We start from the raw sequence: 18,968 nt of genomic DNA, 5'->3' as shown, positions 1-18,968 counted from the left end.
TCGGGTCCAACAAAAATACATCGGGTGAAAGCCAATGATGCAAACCAAGCAGCGTAATCTGACGGATGTTATCCCGGTGGAAGCCGCCCGAACCCTCGATGGGTTGTTCCGCGAGCGAACACGTCGCTCGCCCGAGGCGGTAGCCTATCGGGATTACGACCGCTCCAGCGGTAAGTGGCGCGACCTCACCTGGAAACAAATGGATGAACGCATCGCGCACTGGCAATCTGCGCTCACGCGAGAAAAGCTTCTGCCTGGCGACCGGGTTGCGGTGATGTTGCGAAACTGCCCGGAATGGGTGATATTCGAGCAAGCCGCGCTAAGGCTGGGACTCGTCGTCGTGCCACTTTATACAGCCGACCGCCCCGAGAACGCTGCCTACATCTTGCGCGACGCGGGTGTTAAAGTATTATTGCTCGAAGAACTGGCCCAATGGCAAGCGTTTCATGAAGTACGGGGTCAGATTCCTCATCTGCTGCGCGTCATTACGGTTCAGGGAAGTCCTGGAGAAAAAGACGATGGCCTCGTGCTTGCCCTGCATGACTGGCTGCCAGACTGGCCGTTGGACGATCCGCAGGGAAAAGCCGGTGAAGTGGAGGACGCAAGCCGCGATCAGCATCAACTCGCCACCATCATATACACCTCCGGCACCTCCGGCCGATCCAAGGGGGTGATGCTGAGCCATTACAATATACTTGCGAATGCACATAGTTGCCTGCAAGTGGTGCCCATCGGACAGGACGATCTGCTGCTTTCATTTTTGCCGCTGTCGCATACCTTTGAGCGCACTGCCGGCTATTATGCGCCGATGATGCGCGGTGCAACGGTGGCATACGCCCGCTCGGTTCACCAGCTGCAAGAGGATCTTCTGATCATTCGGCCCACTATTCTTATTTCCGTCCCGAGAATTTATGAGCGGGTCTATGCCGGCATTCACGCCAAGCTGGCGGAAGGTTCGGCTTTGAGCAGAAAACTGTTCAACCTGGCGGTTGATATTGGCTACAGCCGCTTTGAGTATCGGCAGCAACGGGGGCGCCGACTTTTTTCTCACCTATTGTGGCCACTGCTGGAAGCCCTGGTGGCAAAGAAGGTGATGAGCAAGCTGGGTGGGCGCCTGCGCGAGGCGATGAGCGGCGGCGCGGCGTTACCGACAGAAGTTTCACGGGTATTCATCGGTTTGGGCCTGCCCATCCTGCAAGGCTACGGCATGACGGAGACCAGTCCGGTCGTATGCTGCAATACCATGGAGGACAATCTTCCATCGAGCGTGGGGCGCCCCATCCCGGGGGTAGAGGTGAAACTCGGCCCTGATGATGCCTTGCTGATTCGCGGCCCCAGCGTCATGCTCGGTTACTGGAACGATCCGGTAGCCACCGAGGCAATAATGACGCCCGACGGGTGGCTCAATTCCGGCGATATCGCGCGCATTGATGAGCAAGGCCGGGTGACTATCACCGGCCGCCTGAAGGAAATCATCGTGATGTCCACCGGCCAGAAAATTCCGCCTGCGCCCATGGAAGCGGCGATTCTGCATGATTCGTTATTCGAACAGATAATGCTGATTGGAGAAGGTCGTCCGTATTTAAGCGCACTGGTGGTTCTGAACGCCCGCAATTGGGAAAGCATTTCGGCGCAGTATAATCTTGATAGCGATTTGCGCAGCTTGTCGCAAGACCAGAAGCTCGAAGAAATCCTCGTGGAGCGTATCACCCGCCAAATAAAGGGGTTTCCCGGTTATGCCAAAATATATCGCGTGGCGCTGGCGCAGGAGCCATGGACTATCGAGAACGATCTGCTCACGCCTACGTTGAAGCTGCGTCGCACGCAGGTGTTGAATCGTTACCAGGCTGAAGTGAGCAGGTTATATGCGGGGCATTAGGGGTGGGGCAGCCTGTCTGCAAGTCACCACAGGGTGAGAGATTCGCGCCAAAGCAGGTCGAGCTGCGCCGGCCACCGCAAAATAATGTCGGGCATAGCCCAGCCCCCGCTTCGCTGACCGACCAAAGCTGGTAATTTAAACCTCGGAATGGAAAATGAATACGAACGCAGAAACTCACACATCACTACCCGAGGGGCTCGATCCGATACTGCGCCTGGTACCGATGCCGACAGACACGAATTATGCCGGGGATGTTTTCGGCGGCTGGATCATGGCTCAGGTGGATATTGCAGGAAGCCTTCCGGCAATACGCCGGGCTCGCGGGCGTGTGGCCACGGTAGCAGTGAATTCCTTTGTATTCAAGCAGCCGGTATTCGTCGGGGATATCGTGAGTTTTTATGCCGAGATCGTCAAGGTAGGCCGAACTTCCATAACGGTGGAGGTTGCCGTCTATGCACAGCGGGGTCTTCGCCACGGAATTGATGAAATATGCTGCCGGGTGACCGATGCGGTCCTGACGTACGTCGCCGTGGATGAAAATCGCAAACCGCGCGTCGTTCCGCAGGAATAACGCGCGCTCAAAAACTCGAGATTCTTGCAGCTCATTTGCCGACCTGAATTTTCGGCAAACAAGCTCATGATATTCACGAAATTGTTCTCGCCCGACGATCGGTAATACGATACGTTGACGTAATGGCATGTAAGGGTAGGGTAAGCGGACAAGAATGCCGCACGCTCACGAAGCGGGCTTTCCTGATGAAAAAATGGATCGAACTGGAGGCGACATTGAATAATCGTAAATTCATAGTGCGCAAAGCAGCCGTCCTCGGCGCCGGCGTAATGGGAGCGCAGATCGCAGCGCATCTGGTCAATGCCAACATCGAAACGCTGTTATTCGAGTTGCCCGCTGAGCAGGGGAACCTCAATGCCAACGTGATCAAGGCAGTAGAGAATTTAAAAAAACAGGACCCCGCGCCACTGTCGATTGCGACCAAGGCCGCCTCCATTCAACCGGCCAACTACGACCAGAACCTTGAGTTACTCCGGGATTGCGACATCGTGATCGAAGCCATTGCCGAGCGCATGGACTGGAAAAGCGAGCTGTATAAAAAGGTCGCGCCACACCTCGGCGAGGACGCCATTTTTGCCAGCAATACATCGGGCCTCTCCATCAATGAGCTGGCAAAGTCGTTCCCCGAGAACTTGCGTCACCGGTTTTGCGGCATCCATTTTTTTAACCCGCCCCGCTACATGCACCTCGCAGAGTTGATCCCCTGCAAGGAGAGCGATGCCGCGATGCTCGATGATCTGGAAGCATTCCTGGTCACGTGCCTGGGTAAAGGCGTAATTCGTGCAAAGGACACGCCGAATTTTATCGCCAACCGGATAGGCGTGTTTTCGATGCTCGCCACCATGCATCATGCACATGAATTCGGTCTCGGATTCGACGTTGTGGATGCTCTGACCGGCACGCTCATCGGTCGTCCCAAGAGCGCGACTTTCCGCACCGCGGATGTGGTGGGGCTCGATGTCCTTGCACACGTGATCGCTACCATGCGCGATACGCTGCCGGAAGATCCATGGCACAGATACTATGCCGTACCCGATTGGCTGCAAGCCCTGGTAGATAAAGGGGCGCTCGGGCAGAAAGCCAGGCGCGGCATATACCGGAAGATGGGCAAGGAAATCCATGTCCTGGACCTTGCGAAGGGCGAATATATTCTCTCGGCGGGTACAACCGAGGACGACATAAAAGAGCTGCTCAAACGTAAAAATCTCGCGGACCAGCTTGGCGCGTTGCGCGCGAATCCACATCCGCAAGCACAATTCCTATGGTCCATATTCCGCGATCTGTTTCATTATTCCGCTGTTCATCTCGGCGCAATCGCCGACAATGCGCGCGACCTTGATTTATCGATGCGCTGGGGTTTCGGCTGGAATCAGGGGCCGCTCGAGATCTGGCAGGCGGCGGGATGGAGCGAAATTGCCGGGTGGATAAACGAGGATATCGCGGCTGGCAAAAGCATGAGCGCAGTATCGCTTCCGGAATGGGTGCAGGAACTGGGACAAAGCGCCAGCCAAGCCGTCGATATCAGCATACAGGGCGTGCATAGAAAGCAGGGATCCTATGCGCCGTCCAGCAATACCTTCCGGCCACGTTCGGCATTGCCCGTGTATCGGCGGCAGTTGTTTCCGGATAGGCTGCTGAGCGAACGGGCGCAATATGGCACAACAATATTCGAGACCGATGCGGTACGGATGTGGCATACGGGCGAGCCCGGCGGCAATGGCTCAGCCGATGACCGCATAGCCATTCTCAGCTTCAAGAGCAAAATGCATACCATCGGGAGCGATGTGCTGGATGGGGTGCAACAGGCCATCGATGAAGCCGAACGGAACTGGCGTGCCTTGGTAATCTGGCAGACCGAACCGCCATTTTCTGCCGGCGCCAATCTTCAAAAAGCCACGGCGCGCCTGAAAAGTGATGAGCCGCCTTCCGCCTTCAGCGTCCTGGCGAAAAAAATCAGGAAAACGGCGCAGTCTGCGGTGCTCAAGGCGGCGCGCGGCCTCAATCTCGCCGATGCACTGATGGCAGGTAAGTTGGCCGAAATCGAAGCAATGGTTGCACAATTCCAGCAGACCTCGCAGGACCTCCGATACTCGATGATTCCCACTGTCGCGGCCGTGGATGGCCTCGCACTGGGGGGCGGCTGCGAATTCGTGATGCATTGCGATCGTGCGGTAGCGACAATGGAAAGTTACATCGGCCTGGTAGAGGCTGGCGTGGGATTATTGCCCGCAGGTGGCGGATGCAAGGAGCTTGCATTGAGAGCGTCGCGAGATGCGAAAGACGGCGATCCTTTCCCTTTGCTGAAAAATTATTTTCAGAGCGTCGCAACCGCACAACTATCAAAAAGTGCCGAGCAGGCAAAAGAACTGGGCTATCTGCGCACTGCCGACCCGGTAGTGATGAACCGGTATGAATTACTTTACGTTGCCAAGGCGCAAGCGGTCGCCCTGGCTGAAGCAGGGTATCGCCCGCCGCTGAAAGCCCGTAATATTTCGGTGGCCGGTTCTACCGGCATTGCCAATATCAAAGGCATGCTCGTAAACATGCGCGAAGGCAATTTCATCTCGGACCATGATTACCTGATCGGTACCAAGATCGCCCACGTCATGTGTGGAGGTGAACTGACTCCCGGCAGCGTGGTCGATGAAGACTGGTTCCTGGAGCTTGAGCGTGCCGCATTCATAGAGCTGCTGGCAACCGAAAAGACGCAGGCACGCGTGGAGCATACGCTGAAGACCGGGAAGCCTCTCAGGAATTAAGCGAAGGAGAACTGTCATGACCAAACAGATACAAGACGCTTACATCGTTGCTGCCGTTCGTACGCCGGTCGGCAAGGCACCGCGCGGAATGTTCAAAACCGTCCGCCCTGATGACATGTTGGCCCACGTGTTGAAAGCTGCGCTGGCACAGTGCGAGGGACTCGATCCGGCAGCCATCGATGACGTAATCGCCGGTTGCGCCATGCCTGAGGCGGAGCAGGGAATGAATGTCGCACGCATTGCGCTCTTGCTGGCAGGGCTGCCTGATAGCGTGCCGGGAATGACGGTCAATCGTTTTTGCGCCTCCGGGTTGCAAGCGGTAGCGCTCGCTGCCGACCGCATTCGCCTGGGCAATGCGGACGTAATCGTCGCGGCGGGTACGGAGAGCATGAGCATGGTCCCGATGACGGGCAACAAGATGTCGCTGGATCCGGCTATATTCCTGCGCGACGAGAATGTCGCCATCGCCTACGGCATGGGCATAACGGGAGAAAAAGTCGCACAGCGATGGCAAGTCAGCCGTGAGGCCCAGGATGAATTTGCGGTAACAAGCCACGCAAGGGCACTCAAGGCCATCGAGACAGGGGAATTCGAACAGGAAATCGCGCCCTATACGGTGGTGGAAAAACGCCCCGATCTCGTCTCGCATGAGGTCCGGGACGTTTCCAGCACAAGAAATACCGATGAAGGGCCGCGGCCCGGCACCAACGCGGCGACGCTTGCCACATTGAAACCGGTATTCGCGGCAAATGGCTCCGTGACGGCGGGCAACAGTTCGCAGATGTCCGACGGTGCGGGCGCCGTGATCGTAGCAAGCGAGGCTGCATTGAAACGCTTCGATCTTACCCCTATTGGCCGCTTCCTCGGCTATTCTGTCGCGGGTGTGCCACCGGAAATCATGGGCATAGGCCCGATCAAGGCGATACCGAAGGTGCTGAAGCAGGTTGGCTTGAAACTGGATGATCTCGACTGGATCGAATTGAACGAAGCTTTCGCAGCCCAGAGCCTCGCGGTCATCCATGACCTGGGGTTGGATCGCGCCAAAGTCAACCCGCTGGGCGGCGCGATCGCGCTAGGTCATCCGTTGGGCGCGACCGGCGCCATCCGTGTCGCCACGTTGCTGCACGGCCTGCGCCGGCATCATCGGAAATACGGTATGGTAACCATGTGCGTGGGGACAGGCATGGGCGCAGCGGGGGTGTTTGAAGCGCTATGACGAGAACCGGCGAATAAGTTCTCATGAAAATCTGGAGATCAACAGGATTGCTATCCTGTTGATCATGTGGCACGGCAAACTCGCAGACCTACCCGGATACCCACTCTATTTTCCGAAATAGACGTAGGCCTTCTGCGGTACGCTTGATTCCTTGAAGCGCTTGCGCTCTTCCAGGTCCAGCTTTTTATCCCACCAGATGGCGCGTGCCTCTTTCTGATCCTCCGCCAGTTTCGGATTTTTTTCGAACAGCTCGCGCATGAATTTGGTGTGGTCGGATTCGTACAGTTTCATGGTCTGGTTTCTCCTCTCTTCACTTTTCTGTGGCAACCTGAAACTTTACCATAACCGGAAGGTGCTCGCATCGACTGAGCTTGGGTCTGTGACCTGGATCGTAGCGTAATCCATAATCCGGTCGTGTTTTGATGGGTTATCGCTGAATATCTTCACCGCTCCAATGCCAATGTAGGTCGGGCTCCGCCCGACGATCAAAAACGATGTCGGGCGGAGCCCGACCTACAATTTATCAACGTATGTCTGGAGCGTACCATCAAGCCTCAGCGACATGAGCATGACTCAGAAAGGCTTGCGCTGCTGTAACTTATTGACGAACTTGGTGAAAGGCAAGGCAAGTTCCTGTTCACGTTGCTTTGCACACTCCCGTAAATTTTCCCAGGCGGGTCTGCCGGGACTGTGCTTGAAAGCGAAGACGATCAGATTACCGAACGGCTCAGCCAGTAGTGTAGCTACTCGACCAGCGAAACTATCCTCGATGCGATGGATGTAGTCATGGACTGCCCTGTCTCTGCTGAGCAAATTGACCACCAGCACGCCGTTTTTTTTCAATGTTTCACGGGCGCGGTCATAAAAATCCTGGCTGCAAAGCGAGGGTACCTGGCGCCCATCGTCAAAACCGTCAACCATCAGTATGTCGGCACTGCGAGGGTGGCTGGCAATAAATTCGCCGCCTTCCGCAATCACGACTTGCAGGCGATCATCATCCGCCGGTACAAAAAAATGATCTCGCGCCATCGCAACGATTTGCGGATTGATTTCAATCACGGTCGTTTGAACCTGCGGCAAACGGTGGTATACGAATTTCGCCAGCGAGCCCCCTCCCAGACCGATCATCAGCATATTTTCCGGCCGTGGATGAAACAGGGTAAAACCCATCATGCATTGAGTATAGGTCAGCTCCAAATGGTTGGGCGCTGCCAATCTCATCGCGCTTTGCACCATGCTGCTGCCAATATGGAGCGAGCGCACGCCATACTCCTCGCTCATATGAACGGCGGAGTCGGCGTCAATATTGTCGCCCGCACCGCGGCCTGTGCCGTGAAAACGGCGCCTGGAAAATGCACGCATTGGTTTCCTGGGTTGATCCGAAAATAAGCGATGCTTTACAAATGAATACTTTTGGCCTACGTTTACATTGCATGATAGCCCGGGCCAGGGTAAAGCGCCGCCGAACAAGTCCCGCTACCATGAAAACAAATTCGCGAAGTGTGCTTGATCTCATTAAAACACGGAGGCTATACCCGAACGTTATCATGAAAAAAAGCATTACAATTCTAGCTCCACTTTTGTCAGCGTGCCTGTTATCGGCATGTTCGGGTATTGGCCTCAAGGAAAAATCGCAGGCTTACGCCGCCAAATTTACGGGAGATCGCGTTTCGCTCGCACGCTGCGTCATCAACGGACTGCAAACCGATAGCCGATGGCTAATCCGCGGTCTGCAATATGAAGTACGAAGCTATCAGGATATCAAAGCGACAGAAATTTATGCCTATCCGTCCGGCGCGCTGCCGGGAACCTACGCGCGCAATGCAATCAACAACCCTGATGCGGTACGCCAGCCATTGATTCCCAGGATCTATGCGCATAAATCAAATGCTGATATGAGCGGCGAAGCCAGCCCCGGCTATTCGTTCGTCATGACAATACAAAGGACCGATAACGAAACGGTAGTCGCCACGCTGAATGGGAAGAAATACGAGAGCGATATAGCATGGGGCAAACTGAAAGCGTGTTCACTCCGCTAAGCTGAGCAGGACTTCTTTCGTTTCACCTCATCGGCCGACTACGTTACTTCGGTAAAAAACCCGGATTTCCTTTTATCAAACCCCGCAAACGAAAAAATCCTGAACATGATCGCGCATGGGCCATTTTTAAATGCTCGCCGCGCTAGAATAGCGCTCTTGATATTCCTGGTATAGCTATCGTATTTCTCGGGTTATTTTCAAATTCCAGGAAACAGCACAAAAAATATCGATAGGTAAAAAACGGCAACGAGCTCGGGATTTTTAGCTCTAACACAGGAATCGGTGGAATTACGGTGAATAAATGATGCGTTTATCGATAACAATGGCGGTGGCAGGTCCGGCGATAGCCGGACTGGTGCTGATGTTGCTGACTCTTCCGGCACTCGCCGGAGACTTTGAGGATGGAATGCGGTTCGCCCTCAGCAAGGACTATGTTAAAGCGGTAGCTTCTTTCAGGCGGGCAGCGGAAAAAGGAAACGCGGATGCCCAGTTCAATCTGGGCGTCATGTATTCAAAAGGGCGGGGAGTGCCCCAGAATGACGTACAGGCCGCGCAATGGTACCGGAAGGCGGCAGAGCAAGGCGACGCGCCGGCGCAATCCATGTTGGGTTTCATGTACCTCAAAGGTCAGGGGGTCGAGCAGGACTATCAGCAGGCCATGCTCTGGTACTTCAGGGCGGCGGATAAAGGATATGCCGTGGCCCAGTACAATCTTGGCGTGATGTACGCAAAAGGCCAGGGAGTCACGCAGGACTACCAGCAGGCCTTGTCCTGGTACCTCAAAGCCGCTGAGCAAGGGCATGCTCCCGCGCAGGGTATCCTGGGTTTCATGTACCTCAAAGGCCAAGGCGTGGAGCAGAATGACCAGCAAGCGGCATCCTGGTATCTTAGAGCTGCGGAACTTGGATATGCGGATGCGCAATATGCGATAGGCGTGCTGTATGCCAAGGGCCGAGGCGTGGAGCAGAGCAATCAGAAAGCGGTGTCCTGGTTTCGTAAAGCGGCTGAACAGGGGAATCCGGATGCTGAATTCAATCTCGGCGTCATGTATGCGGCGGGCGAGGGCATTATCAAGGACGATCAACAAGCTGCCTCCTGGTACCGCAAAGCTGCCGAACTGGGATATGCAAGGGCGCAATTCAAGCTTGGAGTCGTTTATGCCAAAGGCCGGGGGATTACGCACGACGATTATGAGGCGGCTGCATGGTATCGCAAGGCGGCGGAGCAGGGTTACGTCCCCGCCCAATTCAATCTCGGCGTAATGTACGCCACGGGGAAAGGTGTCTTGCGGGATGATCAGCAGGCCGTGGCATGGTATCGCAAAGCCGCTGAGCAGGGGGATGAGGATGCCCAATACAACCTGGGCGTACGATACGACAGCGGCCGGGGCGTCGCAAGGGATGCGCTGGAGGCTTTATCCTGGTATCGCAAGTCGGCGGAACAGGGTTACGCAAGGGCGCAATACAGCCTGGGCGTCAAGTATAACAACGGCCAGGGCGTGCCGCAGGATTATGCGCAAGCCTTATCCTGGTATCAAAAAGCGGCAGAGCAGGGTCATCACGGCGCGCAAACAAATCTGGGCGTGCTTTACTACAACGGCACCGGCGTCACGCAGGATTATGTTGAGGCTGATAAGTGGTTCAGTATCGCCAGCGCGGGAGATTATGAGGATGCGAAAGAAAACCAGGAGCTTATGGAGAAGCTCATGACACCGGTACAAGTTGCCGAAGCGCAACGGCAAGCGGAAGAGTGGATAAAAACTCGCGGGGAGTAAGGGTCTAGATCCGGATTCGCGGGCATCCTCCAGCGCATCTGCTTGCCCCGCTTCCTATTGTGACTATCAGATGGGCGCGCCGAACCCGGTAATGGCAAAAACGGCTTTTCCAACAACGATAAGGGCGCCGAAAGGTGACAGGGCGCATCCACGGCGCCAGCTTAGCTATTTGGAGGGCTGGCTGCTCTTTTCCTTGGTGATGGGGTTCTGTAGCGTATAACCTTTCTGTTTCATTTTGTATCCGCCATAGGCGCCTGCGCCGCCAGCGACAACATACCAGCAACCCGAGAGCGCTGGAATGACAGCCAGGAGCGCGACTATTAGAATTGTTCTCTTCATTTTCATCAAATTCTTCTAATATAAATATAAAAGCAAAATGGAAATAATGATCGCGGGAACTTACCTCAGGGAATGCTATGCTGTCAATCAGGTTGTATCTATTTTCTTTTGATGAATATCCCAGTACAGAAGCAACATAAACCGGAGCTGGATCAAACCGGTTTCGATTCCAGGTATTTCGCGGGGCTAACCCATTGTGGATCAGGAATTTTTTTGAAAGGGGAATATCATGGGCAACATTTCACTCTCCAGTACGCGAGCCAGATGGTTCATCGCGATAGCGCTGATCGTACTCCTGCCGGGATGCCAAACCGCGGACACGCGGCGGACTGGCGGGTTGATCGGTAGCATTGCCGGTTCTATCGGGGCGAGCTATCTGGGCAGCTATCTCGGCGGCGGTACTGCGGGCCGCATTGTGGCTGCCATTGCCGGCGGCGTCGCAGGCTATTATGTCGGTGCGGAAATTGGAGGCGTCCTCGGCAAAGACGATAGGAAAAAAATGGCTGATGCATCGCAGAAAGCGTTCGAGACAAACCAGACTCAGACCTTCAGCAACCCCGATAGCGGCCTGATGGGTAAAGCCGAGGTCGTTCAATCCGGTCCGACAGCGACACAGCAAAATAAAGAATGCAAGACAATCAGGCAAACTGTTGTGCTAAAAGATGGGAAAACGGTTACTGAGGATGTGAATAGCTGCAAGGATTGAGGATAGACGGTATTTGAACGGTGGGCACCCAAACGGGTGCTCGCAAGGATCGCATCCTTGAAACCGACACATCAGAGAGAGTCCGTTACCTGCGGTGCTTACCTGGTCGTAAAGCTCAGGACTTCCTCTTCCATTCATCACCCTTTTTCTCATATTCCTTTTTTACCGCCGACCACGCGACTTTATGCGCAGTTTCTTCGCGTGAAGCATCGCCTCTGCGATCATCCGGATCCTTATATTCATCCCAGGCATTATTGAAAGCTGCCTGATATATTTCCTGCGCGTGTTTTGGCAATACGTTCGTGACGTTTTTCGGGAGATCTTCTATGGCTGCGTATGGCATGACGGCTCTCCTATCGATGATTGGATGAAGCGGTTTTTTTGGGGTGCGGCAAGCTTAACAATAATGCCGCCATGATTTCGATTCAAAGTTCAGATTGACGCCTAGTAACCGCTCAATCTCGTTCTATAAAGTAAACGATAGGCGATAGAGTGGGCTAGCGCAAGTGAAGTGATTAGAAGCAGTTCCGAGAATTTGAGCAAGCCCACAACTGGATAACGTTCTACGTTCGATGTGCGGCGTGAGGACTTCGATAATAAAGTGGGCCGATGGCAACAGCGCACCCAGCGCACTCAACGCCAACTTGACGCTGGCGGGTGATAAGAAACGGTGCGAACTGGCACGCGCTTCGCGGTAGCCTAATTTGCCGATTGAACCATCTCGACGAGCCTATTGACCTGAGGGCTAGTTCAGTTCGTACTTTTTCGAAGGCGGATGACAATATCCTTTTTAATATCGGGCCCCGACTTATCAAGCCGCGAAAACCGATACCCCAATGTGATGGAGTCGAGTTTAGCAAACGCTTTCTCGCTATACCCCTCTCGTGTAAAGTCGGGAATGCGCAGTAGGAATTGCTTTGCCACGTCGGCTTCGGCAGGCAGTAGCTGAGGGAGCAATTCGCTTGGGGTAACCCAGATTACATGATTTTCAGCGCCGAAATCCATGGTGTTTTTCCCTCTCTTGAGAAGAGCTAGCGGAGCGTCATTGGGTACCAATACATAGATGTCTTCGAGATAAACACCATGCTCGATCAAGTTTCTGAACTTTAGTGCAATGTAATAGTAAGCTGCCTCCTTCCAGCTTTTTTCAATCTGCATAAAGAGAACATCGTCGCCCTTCAGAGCCTTATACATCGCTCCACCAACGGCTGGGCCGTGCTTCGCTACAAACGATGAAATTACGGTTGTCGCAAGCTGCTCAATGCCGGGAAAAAATGCCTCAGGTATGTTATCGGCTCGTCCTTGTGGCGAAGAAGAGATGTCTTTTGGCGTTTCGCTCATTACAGTACACCTCGGTTAAGCAATGGATTGGCAATCATATGCGTCTATTGTTTTATGTTGTACCTGATTCCTGCTCCTCACGGTGATCAAATTAGCCGAAGCAAAGTTTATGCTAACTTCAAGAAAGCTTTTTACTCAGGCGCTTATATATTTCTTTCGGATGCTTGGGATCCCAAGTGTAAAGTGGACCGACACATCGGCAGACGCCTGACAGCATGGAAGCTCCTGATGCCCACGGATCAATCGAGCTGATCCCTTTGGTTCTGTAGATGGGGATGAGAGAACGTAGTCTGTTCAGCCGGAACCCCATTCGGGTGTTTAAAAGAATTTGCCAATTTTCTTTCCTATAATTATTTGAAGGTTTTCTTTTTTACTATGCGTAATCGTATGGATCTAATGGATTTTACTGAGAAAAATGGCAGAATTATTCACTTTTCCCAGGATTTCCAGCCCCTCAGGCCCAAACCCTTTACCTTCAAAAATCTTCCTTCACAGGGAGCCATTTCAAATCGTTCAGGTCTGATTCCATGGGTTTCACAATCAGGAAATGAGGAATGCCCGAATCAAAGCCTCGATACGACGATTAGAGCGCAAAAATACGCTATGCTGAAAAATACCTGAATTCCCTCACGTCAAAGGAGCAACATCATGAAAACCAATCCAGTTGGCTGGTTTGAAATCTATGTGCAGGACATGAAGCGCGCCAGGACTTTCTACGAAGCGGTATTGCAGGGAAAACTCGAGCAGATTCCCAACCCCACCCCTGATACAGAGCTGGAAATGTGGACTTTCCCCATGTCGGAGAAAGGCTATGGAGCGACGGGCGCGCTCGCTAAGATGGAAGGCTGCGCCTCGGGTGGCGGCGGCACGCTGGTTTACTTCATGTGCGAAGACTGCGCGGTGGAAGCTACGCGGGCCGCCGAGCACGGTGGGCGTATTTTCAAGGAAAAGATGTCGATCGGCAAATATGGCTTTATTGCACTGGTTTTCGACACCGAAGGCAACATGATCGGGCTGCATTCCATGCATTAGCAGCCTATCGGAAAATGCCTGACGTATTATGCTTGCGGCTCCCTTCCAACAGCATAGCGCGCTGTGGTTGGTTCGATTGAGCCCGACAAAACATGAATGCGACAGAGGGTGTTTTTCACAATTGCAAGAAGGGAAAACCATGAAAAATCTGTATACGATTACGGTATTGATAATTCTTGCCGCGCTATCCGGGTGCGTATCGGTTCGATCGGGAGGCTCACCCGACCGGCAAGGCCCTCAAGACACATCCGGCGCCACAGATAGCGTTATCATTGTTTCAGCAGCGTCCTCTGCTTCCACCTCTAGCGCGCGGCAATGACGACGAATGGCAGGGCAGCAGCCAACGGAACGCAAGAACAGTAAAACATGGGGGTTCAATAATCGTGAGCTTCAAAGTCCAGCAGGGATAGCCTATATCGACAATCTTACGCTGAGTGTTTCAGGGCGGTGACACGATGATCTGGCACAGGGCTTTTGATGTGCCGAGGAATGGGGCAGGCTCAATGGATAAGGATCGTTCCGACGACCTAGGCCATTCGCGGTCAAACTCTCGGAAAACAACCAATATATTGCCTTTTTATGTTGACTCAATCCAGCCCAACCCCATCGGAATATGAACGCGACATATGGTATTTTTCACAATCGCAAGAGAGAAAAACCATGAAAAACCTGTATACGATTACGGTATTGATAATTCTTGTCGCGTTATCCGGGTGCATATCGGTTCGATCGGGTGGCTCGCCCGGCCAGCAAGGTCCTCAAGGCGCATCCGGCGCCACCGATAGGGTGATTATTGTTTCAACGGCGTTCCCTGCTTCCAGCTCTAACGCGGCAATGACGACGGACGGCAGAGCGATAGCCGATGAACGCAAGAACAGCAAAACATGGGAGTTCAATAACCTGGAGCTGCAAAGTCCAGCCGGGATAACCTATATCGGCAATCTTACGCTGAGTGTTTCAGAGCGCGGTGATACACTGATCTGGCACGCGTCCTTCGATGTGCGGTCCCGCGTCCGCAAGGTGGTTTCACCAGACGTGGTATTCAACCTGATTCTTCTCGACAGGAACGGTCAGGAGTTGACGCCAAATGGTCAAATCAGCTTCAGTCGCCTATGTGGAAATAGCTACTATGAAAAAAGCGACAGCGTTATTGCTCCCGATCTTTTCAAGCAGGTAGCTGGGGCCAGAATTAAGTACCTCTTCAAAACTCGTGTAACGGTATGTGATTGACAATTGCCGTAACTAATATTTTTTGGTTGGGTTTCTATTTATAAAGATATTTCTCAAGTGTCTGGAAAGGCAATCAATATATTGGTTTATGTTAGTTCAATCGAATCTGACCCTATCGATTCCGAACCCTATCGATTCCGATCATTGCCCGGACACCTTGGCGGCACCAATGTTTCTCTGGGGCGATTTGCGCCAGGGCAGCGCCAGAATATCGGACACTGCTTGATCCACATGGGTGACAGGCACGACTCGGTCGTAGCCAATAATGAGGAAACGGGTTCGACTGGAAACAACAAACAGGTCTGCAAAAAGAAAACCCCGCTGTAAAAAAACAGCAGGGAAAATTTGGTTTCGCCCTTGACACGGGGGCGGCTAATGGGTGACCCCTTATGACCCCTTAGATCTCGGTGGCTGCTATCGAGAAACGCGAATTTGATTACCGCCACAACTGCGTCATTCATGAAAGACCGGATTTCGACAAATACTAGCCGGTCGTACTTTGGGAATGCAGACGCTCACGGCGTGAGCCAAACGTCGGAACCCAACGTGCTGGGAGTCATCCACTTGAGTAATTGGTTAGATTTCTTTTCAGAAAGCGGCTGGCCCAAAATGAAAATCGTAAGCCACCCGACTTATGATGAGCTTATTGATACTTTGGACTGCCACAGTTCCCGCCTCAATTGGCCGACCGAATAGCGCCAGATTAGGGATTGCTTTTGCTTGTTCGTTCTTCTGGTACTGAGGAATGCGACGGTGCGAGATGCCGTAGACGGTTTGGAAAGGCATGGCGCCGAGGCGCAAAAGACTAAAGTACGAGGGGTACACCACTCCATCGAAGCCTGCGTTCCTGACAGCGGCCGCGATCTCACGAGTGATTTTGTATGCGTGTTTTCCTGCTAGGAAAAGCATGTGCACAGCCATGTCGAGGCTTTCAAACTCGGTAACGTTTTCCTCTTTCAAAAGCGCAGTCAAATCGAGAAGGCGAAGCGAAGACTTAGGAGTAAGGGTTGCAACGTAAACCTCGTCCTCGGTTGTGACTCTGCATTCGTGTACACAAATCTGCAGATCAGACGACCCATAAAGCACAGGAGCGTTGTAGGAATCAAGACGATTCTTGCCTGCGAACGCGCTAGGTGGGCTGTCGTATTGCGAAGGCTCAGCCGGAGCACTTGGGCCTATGCGAATCCGGTAGAAGATTAGGCCTGGGCGAAGTGAAGTCGTGGGGTACTCGCTAAGGACTCTTTCGATAACAGCTTGCCGTGTTCGAAACTTTTGTAAAGCCTTCAGTGGTTCGATCTCACCGACCATCCACAAGCGTGGACCATAGTGAAAGAAGCCGACACCGAGAAGGCGCTCAAACAGCTTGATATCTGGCGCGAGCCATGGCGAAAAATCAATACAAGTTTTCTGGTGCTGGTTGAACGTAATTACCGGGGCAGCGCCATATCTACAACGCCAAAGGGAGCCCCAAACGAAGAAACGATGCGCTAAAGCCTCAAGCGCTTCAGAAGAAAGTTTCTTGCCGTCTAATGCGCCGCAGTTTGGACAAGCGTTGGCTTCCACCACTCCAATTTGGTCTGCGTCCAATCGTAAGCCACTATCAGAGAAGCACGCAGAGCATGCGATAGGTGAAGATCCGGTTATCAATTTTGGAACCTAATGTGTGCTCATAGTGATGTGTGGATGAGGAGTATCGAGGCTATGATGCCGGCTAACACTGGAAGCACAAACTCAACAGCCATGCGCGCCCACGAAGTAGGGCCCACGAGCTTTTCTATTAGCATGTGGTTGTCAAGGTGACCAGCATTGCGCCACATTGCACCGACGCGACGCTCTACTTCATGAAGATCCTCGCGCTCCTCGTCCGTCAATTTTTTGTTTTCGAGAATAGACTTCCGGAAATTCTGATATACGATTGATTCTTCATCCCATGCTTTAGCCATATGAGACATGCGCCAAGCCGTGAAATCGGCGGCTGCGACAACCTAGAATGACAGAAGGAAGAAGGCGACAATTACGCCAATGAGCCAAAGCATTGACCCGCGATCGGACTGCGAGAACTCCAGACCCAAGGCCGAAACTTTGGTTGGAATAAAGCCTGTCGTTGCCACAAAAATCGCGATGACGCTTGACACCAATAGTGACTTCCTCACAGACCTAGTGTGCTGGGACAACGGGTCTGTGACACGAATGATGTCGGCCTCGAATGGATTCATGCGCTTTCTTTATATGCTCACCGGGGAATCTATGGGGCCAGATTCAATTGATGAGAATCGTTTCGGCCACTGGATCATCCGTACTCAAGCTCTTGGAAAGCACAATCAATGTATTGACCTTTATGTTGATTCAATCGAGTCTGATCCTGAGCTATCCCATTCTTCCTGCCCAAAATTTTCCGACGTTCACGGTATGTCCAGTTTTACGAGGTTGGGATAAGTTTGATTGATTTGTTGGTTACAAACTGGTTACATTTCTTAAATATCACTACCTGAAAAAAAGGCTTGTATCGCTACAAGCCTTATGGATACTGGCGCCCTGAACACGAATCGAACGTGTGACCTACCCCTTAGGAGGGGGTTGCTCTATCCACTGAGCTACCAGGGCGTGACTGCATTTTACGCTAAAATTGCGGTATGAATAAAACTGACCAAACCGCTAGCCCAACTCAAGCCAATTCCAGAAAACTGCCACGTACCGTAATCGTTCTCGGGCTGGTCAGTTTCTTCAATGATTTCGCTTCCGATATCGTTATTCCGCTCATTCCCATCTTGCTGGCGACGGTGCTGGCCGCCGGGCCGGTAGCGCTCGGACTTATCGAGGGGGTCGCCGATGCGATGGCGAGCCTGCTCAAGCTGTGGTCGGGGCGGCATTCTGATGTCATGAGCGGCCGACGCAAGAATCTTGCTGTGGCGGGCTATACGTTATCGAACATAGCGCGTCCCCTGCTGGGGCTGGCGGGTTCCTGGCCGATGATACTGGTGCTGCGCAGCATCGACCGGGTGGGCAAGGGCGTGCGGAGCGCTCCCCGCGATGCGCTTGTGGCGGATGCGACGCCGCCCGGGATGCACGGCTATGCTTTTGGCTACCATCGGGCAATGGACAACGGCGGAGCGGTGGCGGGCAGCCTCGTGGCAGCGGCGGCGCTTGCTTGGTCCGACTTGAGCTTGACCGAGGTGATTCTCTGGTCGGCGGTACCCGGCTTTGTTGCGGTGCTGTTGCTCGGTACTGGTGTGAAGGAAGAAAAGAAGAAACATGCCGAGGCTCAGGTTCCCGTTGTGCTGCCGCCTCTGCGCTGGTCGGTATTATCCCTGCCCATGCGGCGTTATCTGCTGGTACTAATGCTGTTCACGTTCGCCCGCGCTTCGGAAACCTTTATCTTGCTGCTGGGGCACCAATTGGGCGTAGGCGTAGTCGAATTATTGCTGTTGTGGTCGACGCTGTATCTTTGCAAAGCCGCCACCTCCACCTGGGGCGGGCAACTGGCCGACAAGCTCGGGCACGGCACGTTGATGCTGATCGGCTGGACCACTTTTTCAATTTCGTTTTTGATGCTTGGATTAGTGGAGCAGAGCGCCGGATTATGGGCGGTAAGCATTTTTTACGGTCTATGTACGGGCATGAGCGAAGGCGCTGAGCGGGCCATGATCAGCGATTATGCCGCGCCTCACGAGCGCGGGACGGCTTTCGGCTGGTATCACTTGATGGTGGGTATTGCGGCGATTCCAGCGGGATTGCTGTTTGGTTCGATCTGGCAATTTCAAAGTGCGGCGATGGCTTTTTTCTTTGCGGGTGTATTGGCAGCTTTTGCGGCGCTACTGTTGCGAGTCTGGGCTTGGCCGGTCAGGAAATTGAGGGGGAGTGAGGGGTAAAAAGGAGGAGTCTTGTGGCGGTTTTTTTAATTGGATTGACCGATGATGGGTTGCGCTACGCTCCACCCATCCTACGAGCTATGAATTTTGCGATGGCAATATTACGTTCCTTGGTAGATACTCTGTTCCCGTCAACAATAATTTTCGATTTTTCTGCCTCATGCGTGAAGCGCATAGAACCGTCGATTATCGAACGGCTGATTGTGGGTAAAC

Annotated in this window: 20 protein-coding genes and 1 tRNA gene; 13 read left to right on the top strand and 8 right to left on the bottom strand. The window is 53.3% G+C overall.

All coding sequences use genetic code 11. The annotated features are described in order from the left end of the window. Positions 1-37: 37 nt before the first annotated feature. The 4 genes from BLP78_RS08525 (at position 38) to BLP78_RS08510 (ending at position 6,425) form a co-directional block, all read left to right on the top strand. Entirely contained in the window at positions 38-1,879 is a 1,842-nt protein-coding gene (locus BLP78_RS08525; RefSeq protein ID WP_090458541.1) for an AMP-dependent synthetase/ligase, read from the top strand. Between the two features lie 154 nt (positions 1,880-2,033). Beyond that, entirely contained in the window at positions 2,034-2,450 is a 417-nt protein-coding gene (locus BLP78_RS08520; RefSeq protein ID WP_090458403.1) for an acyl-CoA thioesterase, read from the top strand. A 185-nt stretch (positions 2,451-2,635) separates the two neighbouring features. Then, a complete protein-coding gene (locus BLP78_RS08515; protein ID WP_176752824.1) occupies positions 2,636-5,209 on the top strand; it encodes a 3-hydroxyacyl-CoA dehydrogenase/enoyl-CoA hydratase family protein in 2,574 nt (857 codons plus the stop codon). 16 nt (positions 5,210-5,225) lie between these two features. Then, the gene (locus BLP78_RS08510; protein WP_025041463.1) at positions 5,226-6,425 is read left to right on the top strand and encodes an acetyl-CoA C-acyltransferase; all 1,200 of its coding nucleotides are present in this window, start codon (positions 5,226-5,228) and stop codon (positions 6,423-6,425) included. A gap of 105 nt (positions 6,426-6,530) precedes the next feature. On the opposite strand, the gene BLP78_RS08505 is transcribed toward BLP78_RS08510, so the two are convergent. Together BLP78_RS08505 and BLP78_RS08500 are read right to left on the bottom strand one after the other, a co-directional pair. After that, positions 6,531-6,716, bottom strand: a complete 186-nt coding sequence (locus tag BLP78_RS08505; RefSeq protein ID WP_025041464.1) for a DUF3460 family protein — start codon at positions 6,714-6,716, stop codon at positions 6,531-6,533. Positions 6,717-6,998: 282 nt separating this feature from the next. Further along, positions 6,999-7,787: a polyamine aminopropyltransferase gene (locus BLP78_RS08500; protein ID WP_090458401.1), complete on the bottom strand. Its 789-nt coding sequence runs from the start codon at positions 7,785-7,787 to the stop codon at positions 6,999-7,001. Positions 7,788-7,972: 185 nt separating this feature from the next. On the opposite strand from BLP78_RS08500, the gene BLP78_RS08495 reads away from it, so the two are divergent. Continuing rightward, positions 7,973-8,464 carry a hypothetical protein gene (locus BLP78_RS08495; RefSeq protein ID WP_090458400.1) on the top strand — a complete coding sequence of 164 codons (492 nt, stop codon included), beginning with the start codon at positions 7,973-7,975 and terminating at the stop codon, positions 8,462-8,464. Between the two features lie 301 nt (positions 8,465-8,765). Further along, positions 8,766-10,238 carry an SEL1-like repeat protein gene (locus BLP78_RS08490; RefSeq protein WP_256330182.1) on the top strand — a complete coding sequence of 491 codons (1,473 nt, stop codon included), beginning with the start codon at positions 8,766-8,768 and terminating at the stop codon, positions 10,236-10,238. 165 nt (positions 10,239-10,403) lie between these two features. Here the strand turns inward: BLP78_RS08490 and BLP78_RS08485 are convergent, their stop codons facing one another. After that, entirely contained in the window at positions 10,404-10,577 is a 174-nt protein-coding gene (locus BLP78_RS08485) for a hypothetical protein (protein ID WP_231623402.1), read from the bottom strand. A 229-nt stretch (positions 10,578-10,806) separates the two neighbouring features. On the opposite strand from BLP78_RS08485, the gene BLP78_RS08480 reads away from it, so the two are divergent. Beyond that, a complete protein-coding gene (locus tag BLP78_RS08480; protein ID WP_176752823.1) occupies positions 10,807-11,283 on the top strand; it encodes a hypothetical protein in 477 nt (158 codons plus the stop codon). A gap of 115 nt (positions 11,284-11,398) precedes the next feature. On the opposite strand, the gene chaB is transcribed toward BLP78_RS08480, so the two are convergent. Then, positions 11,399-11,626 carry a putative cation transport regulator ChaB gene (chaB, locus tag BLP78_RS08475; RefSeq protein WP_090458398.1) on the bottom strand — a complete coding sequence of 76 codons (228 nt, stop codon included), beginning with the start codon at positions 11,624-11,626 and terminating at the stop codon, positions 11,399-11,401. A 407-nt stretch (positions 11,627-12,033) separates the two neighbouring features. After that, positions 12,034-12,624, bottom strand: coding sequence for a hypothetical protein (locus tag BLP78_RS08470; protein WP_090458397.1), 591 nt, complete (start codon positions 12,622-12,624; stop codon positions 12,034-12,036). A gap of 387 nt (positions 12,625-13,011) precedes the next feature. On the opposite strand from BLP78_RS08470, the gene BLP78_RS08465 reads away from it, so the two are divergent. The 4 genes from BLP78_RS08465 to BLP78_RS08455 all read left to right on the top strand — a co-directional run bounded on the left by BLP78_RS08465 (position 13,012) and on the right by BLP78_RS08455 (position 14,886). Beyond that, positions 13,012-13,245, top strand: a complete 234-nt coding sequence (locus tag BLP78_RS08465) for a hypothetical protein (protein WP_143002923.1) — start codon at positions 13,012-13,014, stop codon at positions 13,243-13,245. Between the two features lie 27 nt (positions 13,246-13,272). Beyond that, entirely contained in the window at positions 13,273-13,656 is a 384-nt protein-coding gene (locus BLP78_RS08460; RefSeq protein ID WP_090458394.1) for a VOC family protein, read from the top strand. A 139-nt stretch (positions 13,657-13,795) separates the two neighbouring features. After that, positions 13,796-13,975 (top strand): hypothetical protein, encoded by a 180-nt coding sequence (locus tag BLP78_RS15265; RefSeq protein ID WP_143002922.1) that lies wholly within the window; start codon positions 13,796-13,798, stop codon positions 13,973-13,975. Positions 13,976-14,316: 341 nt separating this feature from the next. Beyond that, a complete protein-coding gene (locus tag BLP78_RS08455; protein ID WP_143002921.1) occupies positions 14,317-14,886 on the top strand; it encodes a hypothetical protein in 570 nt (189 codons plus the stop codon). Between the two features lie 588 nt (positions 14,887-15,474). Here BLP78_RS08455 and BLP78_RS08450 read toward each other — a convergent pair. The 3 genes from BLP78_RS08450 to BLP78_RS08435 form a co-directional block, all read right to left on the bottom strand. Continuing rightward, positions 15,475-16,473 carry an RES family NAD+ phosphorylase gene (locus tag BLP78_RS08450; protein ID WP_218118946.1) on the bottom strand — a complete coding sequence of 333 codons (999 nt, stop codon included), beginning with the start codon at positions 16,471-16,473 and terminating at the stop codon, positions 15,475-15,477. 80 nt (positions 16,474-16,553) lie between these two features. Continuing rightward, positions 16,554-16,829, bottom strand: coding sequence for a hypothetical protein (locus BLP78_RS08445; protein ID WP_090458390.1), 276 nt, complete (start codon positions 16,827-16,829; stop codon positions 16,554-16,556). 585 nt (positions 16,830-17,414) lie between these two features. Then, positions 17,415-17,490: transfer RNA gene (locus BLP78_RS08435), tRNA-Arg, on the bottom strand. A 29-nt stretch (positions 17,491-17,519) separates the two neighbouring features. Between BLP78_RS08435 and BLP78_RS08430 the strand changes: the two genes are divergently transcribed. Together BLP78_RS08430 and BLP78_RS15790 are read left to right on the top strand one after the other, a co-directional pair. Next, the gene (locus tag BLP78_RS08430; protein ID WP_090458384.1) at positions 17,520-18,755 is read left to right on the top strand and encodes an MFS transporter; all 1,236 of its coding nucleotides are present in this window, start codon (positions 17,520-17,522) and stop codon (positions 18,753-18,755) included. A 14-nt stretch (positions 18,756-18,769) separates the two neighbouring features. Further along, positions 18,770-18,968 (top strand): hypothetical protein (locus tag BLP78_RS15790; protein ID WP_218118945.1); only part of this gene is annotated, 199 nt, incomplete at its 3' end.

Origin of the sequence: Nitrosospira sp. Nsp1 (assembly GCF_900100985.1) — a bacterium.
Taxonomy (GTDB): Bacteria; Pseudomonadota; Gammaproteobacteria; order Burkholderiales; family Nitrosomonadaceae; genus Nitrosospira.
This window is presented reverse-complemented; position numbering and strand designations above follow the sequence as displayed.

Bases quoted from the DNA above. Each gene is read 5' to 3' on its own strand.
- BLP78_RS08520 (WP_090458403.1), top strand. From the start codon at position 2,034: ATGAATACGAACGCAGAAACTCACACATCACTACCCGAGGGGCTCGAT.
- BLP78_RS08460 (WP_090458394.1), top strand. From the start codon at position 13,273: ATGAAAACCAATCCAGTTGGCTGGTTTGAAATCTATGTGCAGGACATG.
- BLP78_RS08505 (WP_025041464.1), bottom strand. From the start codon at position 6,716: ATGAAACTGTACGAATCCGACCACACCAAATTCATGCGCGAGCTGTTC.
- BLP78_RS08515 (WP_176752824.1), top strand. From the start codon at position 2,636: ATGAAAAAATGGATCGAACTGGAGGCGACATTGAATAATCGTAAATTC.
- BLP78_RS08465 (WP_143002923.1), top strand. From the start codon at position 13,012: ATGGATCTAATGGATTTTACTGAGAAAAATGGCAGAATTATTCACTTT.
- BLP78_RS08510 (WP_025041463.1), top strand. From the start codon at position 5,226: ATGACCAAACAGATACAAGACGCTTACATCGTTGCTGCCGTTCGTACG.
- BLP78_RS08480 (WP_176752823.1), top strand. From the start codon at position 10,807: ATGGGCAACATTTCACTCTCCAGTACGCGAGCCAGATGGTTCATCGCG.
- BLP78_RS08500 (WP_090458401.1), bottom strand. From the start codon at position 7,787: ATGCGTGCATTTTCCAGGCGCCGTTTTCACGGCACAGGCCGCGGTGCG.
- chaB (WP_090458398.1), bottom strand. From the start codon at position 11,626: ATGCCATACGCAGCCATAGAAGATCTCCCGAAAAACGTCACGAACGTA.
- BLP78_RS08470 (WP_090458397.1), bottom strand. From the start codon at position 12,624: ATGAGCGAAACGCCAAAAGACATCTCTTCTTCGCCACAAGGACGAGCC.
- BLP78_RS08495 (WP_090458400.1), top strand. From the start codon at position 7,973: ATGAAAAAAAGCATTACAATTCTAGCTCCACTTTTGTCAGCGTGCCTG.
- BLP78_RS08430 (WP_090458384.1), top strand. From the start codon at position 17,520: ATGAATAAAACTGACCAAACCGCTAGCCCAACTCAAGCCAATTCCAGA.
- BLP78_RS08525 (WP_090458541.1), top strand. From the start codon at position 38: ATGCAAACCAAGCAGCGTAATCTGACGGATGTTATCCCGGTGGAAGCC.
- BLP78_RS08490 (WP_256330182.1), top strand. From the start codon at position 8,766: ATGATGCGTTTATCGATAACAATGGCGGTGGCAGGTCCGGCGATAGCC.
- BLP78_RS15265 (WP_143002922.1), top strand. From the start codon at position 13,796: ATGAAAAATCTGTATACGATTACGGTATTGATAATTCTTGCCGCGCTA.
- BLP78_RS08455 (WP_143002921.1), top strand. From the start codon at position 14,317: ATGAAAAACCTGTATACGATTACGGTATTGATAATTCTTGTCGCGTTA.
- BLP78_RS08485 (WP_231623402.1), bottom strand. From the start codon at position 10,577: ATGAAGAGAACAATTCTAATAGTCGCGCTCCTGGCTGTCATTCCAGCG.
- BLP78_RS08445 (WP_090458390.1), bottom strand. From the start codon at position 16,829: ATGGCTAAAGCATGGGATGAAGAATCAATCGTATATCAGAATTTCCGG.